Origin of the sequence: Rhodoluna sp. (genome assembly GCF_024639375.1) — a bacterium.
Classification (GTDB): domain Bacteria; phylum Actinomycetota; class Actinomycetes; order Actinomycetales; family Microbacteriaceae; genus Rhodoluna.
Map to the genome: position 1 here is coordinate 85395 of NZ_JAHEIM010000009.1, position 6645 is coordinate 92039.

Annotated in this window: 8 protein-coding genes; 2 read left to right on the top strand and 6 right to left on the bottom strand. The window is 51.9% G+C overall.

Going from position 1 to position 6645, the window contains the following annotated elements; all coding sequences use genetic code 11:
• The first annotated feature begins 159 nt into the window (after nucleotides 1-159).
• Nucleotides 160-987: an SURF1 family protein gene (locus tag Q0L28_RS04205; RefSeq protein ID WP_296632037.1), complete on the top strand. Its 828-nt coding sequence runs from the start codon at nucleotides 160-162 to the stop codon at nucleotides 985-987.
• Here Q0L28_RS04205 and abc-f read toward each other — a convergent pair.
• Nucleotides 980-2578, bottom strand: coding sequence for a ribosomal protection-like ABC-F family protein (gene abc-f / locus Q0L28_RS04210; RefSeq protein ID WP_296632039.1), 1599 nt, complete (start codon nucleotides 2576-2578; stop codon nucleotides 980-982). The genes Q0L28_RS04205 and abc-f overlap by 8 nt on opposite strands.
• 112 nt (nucleotides 2579-2690) lie before the next feature.
• Between abc-f and Q0L28_RS04215 the strand changes: the two genes are divergently transcribed.
• The gene (locus Q0L28_RS04215; protein ID WP_296632042.1) at nucleotides 2691-3284 is read left to right on the top strand and encodes a biotin transporter BioY; all 594 of its coding nucleotides are present in this window, start codon (nucleotides 2691-2693) and stop codon (nucleotides 3282-3284) included.
• A gap of 49 nt (nucleotides 3285-3333) precedes the next feature.
• Here Q0L28_RS04215 and Q0L28_RS04220 read toward each other — a convergent pair whose 3' ends face one another.
• The 5 genes from Q0L28_RS04220 to sufB form a co-directional block, all read right to left on the bottom strand.
• Nucleotides 3334-3663, bottom strand: coding sequence for a metal-sulfur cluster assembly factor (locus Q0L28_RS04220; RefSeq protein WP_296632057.1), 330 nt, complete (start codon nucleotides 3661-3663; stop codon nucleotides 3334-3336).
• Nucleotide 3664: 1 nt separating this feature from the next.
• Nucleotides 3665-4417: a Fe-S cluster assembly ATPase SufC gene (sufC, locus tag Q0L28_RS04225; protein ID WP_296632044.1), complete on the bottom strand. Its 753-nt coding sequence runs from the start codon at nucleotides 4415-4417 to the stop codon at nucleotides 3665-3667.
• 21 nt (nucleotides 4418-4438) lie between these two features.
• Nucleotides 4439-4753 (bottom strand): non-heme iron oxygenase ferredoxin subunit, encoded by a 315-nt coding sequence (locus tag Q0L28_RS04230; protein ID WP_366843511.1) that lies wholly within the window; start codon nucleotides 4751-4753, stop codon nucleotides 4439-4441.
• Nucleotides 4753-5943 carry a Fe-S cluster assembly protein SufD gene (sufD, locus tag Q0L28_RS04235; RefSeq protein ID WP_296632047.1) on the bottom strand — a complete coding sequence of 397 codons (1191 nt, stop codon included), beginning with the start codon at nucleotides 5941-5943 and terminating at the stop codon, nucleotides 4753-4755. The genes Q0L28_RS04230 and sufD overlap by 1 nt, the downstream gene beginning before the upstream one ends.
• The coding region (gene sufB / locus Q0L28_RS04240; protein WP_296632049.1) for a Fe-S cluster assembly protein SufB at nucleotides 5943-6645 on the bottom strand (703 nt) is incomplete at its 5' end. The genes sufD and sufB, both read right to left, overlap by 1 nt.

The window sequence follows — 6645 nt, forward strand, 5'->3', positions numbered from 1 at the left end:
TGCAGCCACTCACAAACTCGAATGGCGCAACCCAAAAATTCACGACGAAACACGAGTTAAGGTTTGGGCTTCGTGCCACGAACATCGAGAGTTTTTGATTGACTATCTGCAAAGCCGCGGATTATTTCTGCAAGCGCAGCCATTCGACGCAAAGGACGCATGAACAGTTTCACAAGTGCCTATGTGCGTGATTCCTGGCGACGATGGCTGGCTTGGCTCCTTTTGGCGGCAGTGTTCGCTATCGCGTGCGCCTTTTTATCGCAGTGGCAATTCAATCGCCGAGGTGAAGCCCTCGCTATGATTGCGATTGTTGAGGCTAACTATGACCGAGCGCCAATTCCCATCGACGCGTTGGCTGCAAAGGATTCCTTCAACCCTATGGATGAGTGGAGGCCCGCAGCGCTGACCGGTCATTTTTTGATTGACGACGCGGTTTTGGTGCGTAATCGTCCACTAAACGGGCAACCAGGCTTCCTGCAACTGATTCCATTTGCAACCAATTCAGGGCGCACCTTTGCTGTGGTGACAGGCTGGATACCAACTGGTGACAAACAGGATTTCCCCGACACTGTTCCAATGCCGAGGTCAGCTGCAACGGAAATCGTAGCGCGCATTAGACCAACTGAGCCGTCGCTGAATCGAGATGCACCGGCGCAGCAGATTGCGACTATCAATATTGATTCTTTGATTGAGAAGACTCAAGTTTCAGCGTCAACTGTTAGGAGCTTCTACTTAGTTGCCGCTGAAAAATACGCAAGCGGAAACCTGCCGGTGCTAGGTGCGCGGCCGCAACTCACCGAAGGAAACCACCTGAGCTATGCATTGCAGTGGATTCTGTTTGCGGTGATGGCTTTTGGGGCTCTATGGTGGGCCATCAAGCAAGAGATCAAAATGCGCCGATTGGCAATCGATCCGAGTTTCAAACCAAAACAACGCGCAAAGGTTGGCGACAGGGACAACGCGGCTGAAGACGCAGCGACTAGCTAAGTTCGATTAGCTCGGCGTATCCGTCGTTCCAGTGATCTTCGACGCCATCAGGCAGAACTAGAACTCGTTCTGGGTTCAAGGCCAACACCGCACCAACATCGTGCGAAACCAAAACTACGGCGCCAGTAAAAGTGCTCAGGGCGCGCAGAATCTCTTCGCGACTTGCAGGATCAAGGTTGTTTGTTGGTTCGTCAAGCAGCAATACGTTCGCCGAAGACACAACTAGCGATGCCAATGCCAAACGGGTCTTCTCGCCACCGCTCAGAACACCAGCCGGCTTATTCACATCATCACCAGAAAACAGGAAAGAACCAAGCACCTTACGCGCGTCGGTCTCCCCTAGTTGAGGTGCTGCTCGTTGCATGTTTTCAAGCACGGTTTTGGCAACGTCGAGGGTCTCATGCTCCTGCGCGAAGTAGCCAACCTTAAGTCCGTGGCCTGGTTCGATTTGACCGGTATCCGGCTTATCAATGCCAGCGAGCATGCGAAGCAGAGTTGTTTTACCGGCACCGTTGAGGCCGATGATTACAACTTTGGAGCCCTTATCGATTGCTAGGTCCACGGCAGTAAAGATCTCGAGCGATCCATAGCTCTTGCTGAGGTTTGAAGCCATCAGCGGAGTTTTGCCACACGGAGCGGGATCGGGGAACTTGATTCGAGCAACGCGGTCAGTCTCGCGAACCTCATCAAGTGAGCCCAACAGCTTCTCGGCACGTCGAACCATCTGGTGTGCCGCTGCTGCCTTAGATGCTTTTGCGCCAAACTTAGCCGCCTGCAGAGTAAGCGTTGCAGCCTTCTTTTCAGCATTTGAACGCTCGCGCTTGCGACGCTCTTCATCTGCCTCGCGTTGCTTCAAGTAATGCTTCCAACCCATGTTGTAAACATCGATGACAGTGCGAATTGCATCCAGGTAAAACACGCGGTTTACTGTTTCACCAATTAGATCAACATCGTGACTGATCACGATAAGGCCACCTTGATAACCCTTAAGAAAATCGCGCAACCAAACAACCGAGTCGGCGTCCAAGTGGTTCGTTGGCTCATCGAGAATCATTGTCTCGGCATTTGAAAACAATATGCGTGCAAGTTCGATGCGGCGGCGTTGACCACCCGAAAGAGTTTTTAGCTGTTGGTCAAGAATGTGGTCCTTGATTCCCAAGTTGCTCGCAATGGCTGCAGCTTGTGCTTCGGCCGCATAACCGCCACCCGATTGAAATGCCTCTTCAAGCGAGGCGTACCGCTTCATGGCTGCCTCGTAGATTTTTTCGTCAACACTGCCCATGTCGGCAGTTGCGGCTTCCATTCCAGCTAGCAAATCACCAAGGCCGCGAGCATTCAAAATGCGAGTGCGCGCTAGTTCTTCAGGGTCACCCGTGCGAGGGTCTTGGGGTAGATAACCAATTTCGCCACCGCGATCAACGGAACCCTGATCTGGTTGACCATCGCCAGCCAAAATCTTAGTCAATGTGGTCTTACCTGCTCCATTACGGCCAACTAGACCAATCTTGTCTCCCTTGTCGACACGGAAGTTAACCCCGGTCATCAAGACGCGCGCGCCGATGCGAATCTCCAGATCGCGCACATTAATCATTTGGGCTCCAAAAAACCGGGCTAAAAACTGTCGAAATGCAATGACAACTAGCAAAAGCCCTAGTCTACAATCGACTAAAGCAATCCCCCGCCCCGATCTGAAGAGAGAATGCATGTCAGTTCTTATCGCTACCCGACCAACCATCGTTGATCGCTTTATTCCGCGCAGCTTGACTGCCGACATTGCCCTTATCGCAACTGGTGCAGCTGTTACTGCACTAGCAGCTCAAATTTCGATTCCAATGTGGCCAGTTCCATTCACCGGTCAAACCCTAGCTGTCTTGCTAGTTGGTTCAGTGCTGGGCCTGTCTCGTGGCTCACTTTCAATGGCGTTTTACGTTTTGCTAGGCGCACTTGGCTTGCCTGTTTTCACCGGTGCTAAGGCTCTTGTTTTTGGTGGCCCAACCGTTGGCTACCTAGCTGGCTTCATTGCCGCCGCCGCACTGACTGGCTGGTTGGCACAGCGCCAATGGGATCGCAAGTGGTTCGGTGTTCTTGCTAGCTTCGTTGCCGGCAACGCGGTTATCTATGCGTTTGGCCTTCCAATGCTTTCACTCTTCCTCGGATCAGTTGGTGCCCCAAATGATCTAGCAGCAACCATGGCTGCCGGTTTCACCCCGTTCCTAGTCGGCGATGCTATCAAGATGATTGTTGCTGCAGCGCTATTGCCTTTGGCATGGCGCGGAGCGCAGGGCCTAAAGAGGTAATTCGGCTCAATAAAAAAAGACCCTCCTTAGGAGGGACTTTTTTTATGTCTTAGATCGAGAATCCGATTGCGCGCATTTGCTCGCGGCCGTCCTCGGTGATTTTCTCTGGGCCCCATGGTGGCATCCAAACCCAGTTGATTCGGAATGCCTCGACAACACCGTCGAGTGCTTCGGCTGTTTGCTCTTCAAGCACGTCAGTTAGGGGGCACCCGGCTGAGGTCAACGTCATGTTGATCAATAAGTTGCCATCCTCAGACTTCTGCAACCCGTAGATCAATCCCAGGTCAACGATGTTTACGCCAATTTCAGGGTCGATTACGTCTTTGAGCGCCTCAATTACGGCGTCATAGAGTGTTGGGTCTAGTTCGGTGGCAGTCATGTTAGGCGTTGACGTATCGGTCATAACCTTCTGCTTCTAGGCGCTCGGCAAGCTCTGGGCCACCCTGTTCAGCAACCTTGCCGGCTACGAAAACGTGCACGAAGTCGGGCTTGATGTAGTTGAGGATTCGCGTGTAGTGAGTGATTAGAAGCAGACCAAAGTCATTTGCTGCCTTGGCACGGTTGACACCCTCAGAAACAATCTTCAATGCGTCAACGTCAAGGCCAGAGTCAGTTTCGTCCAAGATGGCAATACGTGGCTTTAGCAGCTCAAGCTGAAGAATCTCGTGACGCTTCTTTTCGCCACCTGAGAAACCTTCGTTTACATTGCGCTCGGTGAATGAGCTATCCATCCTCAGGGCGTCCATCCCGGCGCGCATGTCTTTGATCCAGGTGCGAAGCGCAGGTGCTTCACCGTCGATGGCAGTTTTTGCTGTGCGCAGGAAGTTTGAAACCGAAACGCCCGGAATCTCTACCGGGTACTGCATTGCCAAGAAGAGACCGGCACGAGCACGCTCGTCAACACTCATCTCAAGCACGTTCTCGCCATCAAGAAGAATCTCACCTTCGGTGACTTCATACTTTGGGTGGCCAGCAACGGTGTAAGCCAAGGTTGATTTACCAGATCCGTTAGGACCCATGATTGCGTGAGTTTCGCCGCTCTTGATGGTTAGGTCGACGCCGCGAAGAATTTCCTTTTTGCCCTGTTCGGTTTCAACTGAAACGTGCAGGTTCTTAATCTGAAGAATAGCCATTTGATTTTTCTCTCTTGCGTCTTACGCTTCGTCGATCTCTAGAAAGATCTCATCGTTTTCGATGATTACTTCATAAGTCTTAACTGGTTCATATGCTGGCAGGGTGAGTGCTTCGCCGGTGGCTAATGAAAACTTCGCACCGTGCGCCCAGCACTCGATTGTGTCTTTGTCAACGAAGCCTTCGCTTAGCGAGATTTCACCGTGCGAGCACTTGTCATCGATTGCGTAAACGTCGCCAGACTTAGTCTTTGCAATTGCAATTGCATCGTCACCGATTTTTACGCGAATAGCTTTTCCGGCTTTGATTTCGTCTACTTTGCAGATGCGCACGGCCATTATGAATTGCTCCTTGCTAGTTCAGCTTCGATTGATGCAGAAAGTCGGCTTTGAATCTCGTCGTTGCCGATTTGTTGGATGATCTCATTCAAGAATCCGCGAACAACAAGACGGCGAGCCTCACCCTCGGTGATGCCACGAGCCTGCAGGTAGAACAATTGCTCATCATCGAAGCGTCCACTAGCACTCGCGTGACCCGCACCGGCAATTTGGCCAGTTTCGATTTCAAGGTTCGGAACGGAATCGGCACGCGCACCATCGGTTAGCAACAGATTACGGTTTAGCTCATAGGTGTCGGTGCCTTCAGCGGCCTTGCGAATCAAAACATCGCCCACCCAAACCGTGTGTGCTCGTTCGCCTTGCAGCGCACCCTTGTATGTCACGCGTGACTTGCAATTTGGCACTGCGTGATCGACATAGAGGCGGTTCTCTAAGAACTGTCCTGCGTCGGCGAAATACAAACCGAGCATTTCAACTTCGGCACCAGGCTGAGTGAATTCGGTAGAACTTGAAACTCGAACTGTTTTACCGCCAAGGCTTACAACAACGTGACGCAACTTTGCGTTGCGGCCTAGTTTTGCAAATTGAGCAGAGATGTGAACGCTATCGTCATTCCAATCTTGAATTGAAATCACTGTGAGGTTCGCTTCGTCGCCCACAATAATTTCAACGTTTTCGCCAAGAGTAGCTTTGCCCTTATGGTCAAGAATCACAATGCCATTGGCAAATGGTTTGGCGTCAATGATCAAGTGCAAGGCCGAAGGCTCGTCGCTCTCAGAATCGATGCCTAGCTGAACTTCACAGGCTGATTCAGAATTACCGGGGATAGTGACCAGGTAAGCCTTCTCTGCGGAACCCCAAGCGGCCGCGCTAACGCGATCTTCTGGAACGCCGGCCGCGCCGAACAATGGGTGGTCAGCGCCAACCCATTGGGTAGTGACACTGTCTGGGTGCTTTGCACTGATGTCGCCTAAGTATTCCGAAAGAGCATCAGCATCAAGGCCGTTGATTCGATCGGCTGACAGGTAACGCCACTGCTCCTCGCGAGTTGAGATCGGGGCAAAATCTGCAACGTTGGTCGAGCGAATTCGCTCGTTGCGAGTCTGAATTGGAACACCGTATCCGTGGCTGTGTTCAATCAGGCCGTGCTGAACCGCACCGCTGTTAGCGGTCTGAGTAGCTGTTGTCATTAACCAACAGCCCCTTCCATTTGCATTTCAATAAGTTTGTTTAGTTCGAGCGCATATTCCATGGGCAACTCTTTTGCGATTGGTTCGATAAAACCACGCACAATCATGGCCATCGCCTCGTCTTCTGGCATGCCACGAGACTGCAAGTAGAACAACTGCTCTTCGCTCACGCGTGAAACAGTGGCTTCGTGGCCCATCGACACATCGTCCTCGCGTACATCCACAGCTGGGTAGGTGTCTGATCGAGAAATTGTGTCAACCAACAAGGCGTCACAGCGAACAGTGTTAGCTGAGTGGTGAGCGCCGGGCATCACTTTGATTTCGCCTCGGTATGAAGTGCGGCCACCACCACGGGCAATCGACTTTGAAACGATTGAAGAAGAAGTGTATGGCGCAAGGTGAATCATTTTTGCACCGGCATCTTGGTGCTGACCTTCACCAGCAAAAGCCACTGAAAGGGTCTCGCCACGTGCGTGCTCCCCAGCAAGAATTACGGCTGGGTACTTCATGGTTACCTTTGAACCGATGTTGCCATCAATCCACTCCATGGTTGCGCCTTCGTGAGCAATCGCGCGCTTGGTGACCAGGTTGTAAACGTTGGTTGACCAGTTCTGAATGGTTGTGTAGCGAACACGAGCATTCTTCTTGACGATGATTTCAACAACTGCAGAGTGCAGCGAGTCGGACTGATAAATCGGCGCG

Excerpts from the sequence above, each read along its gene's own strand:
- Q0L28_RS04220 (WP_296632057.1), bottom strand. The coding sequence starts at position 3,663 with ATGACTGCCACCGAACTAGACCCAACACTCTATGACGCCGTAATTGAG.
- sufD (WP_296632047.1), bottom strand. The coding sequence starts at position 5,943 with ATGACAACAGCTACTCAGACCGCTAACAGCGGTGCGGTTCAGCACGGC.
- Q0L28_RS04205 (WP_296632037.1), top strand. The coding sequence starts at position 160 with ATGAACAGTTTCACAAGTGCCTATGTGCGTGATTCCTGGCGACGATGG.
- Q0L28_RS04230 (WP_366843511.1), bottom strand. The coding sequence starts at position 4,753 with ATGGCCGTGCGCATCTGCAAAGTAGACGAAATCAAAGCCGGAAAAGCT.
- abc-f (WP_296632039.1), bottom strand. The coding sequence starts at position 2,578 with ATGATTAATGTGCGCGATCTGGAGATTCGCATCGGCGCGCGCGTCTTG.
- sufC (WP_296632044.1), bottom strand. The coding sequence starts at position 4,417 with ATGGCTATTCTTCAGATTAAGAACCTGCACGTTTCAGTTGAAACCGAA.
- Q0L28_RS04215 (WP_296632042.1), top strand. The coding sequence starts at position 2,691 with ATGTCAGTTCTTATCGCTACCCGACCAACCATCGTTGATCGCTTTATT.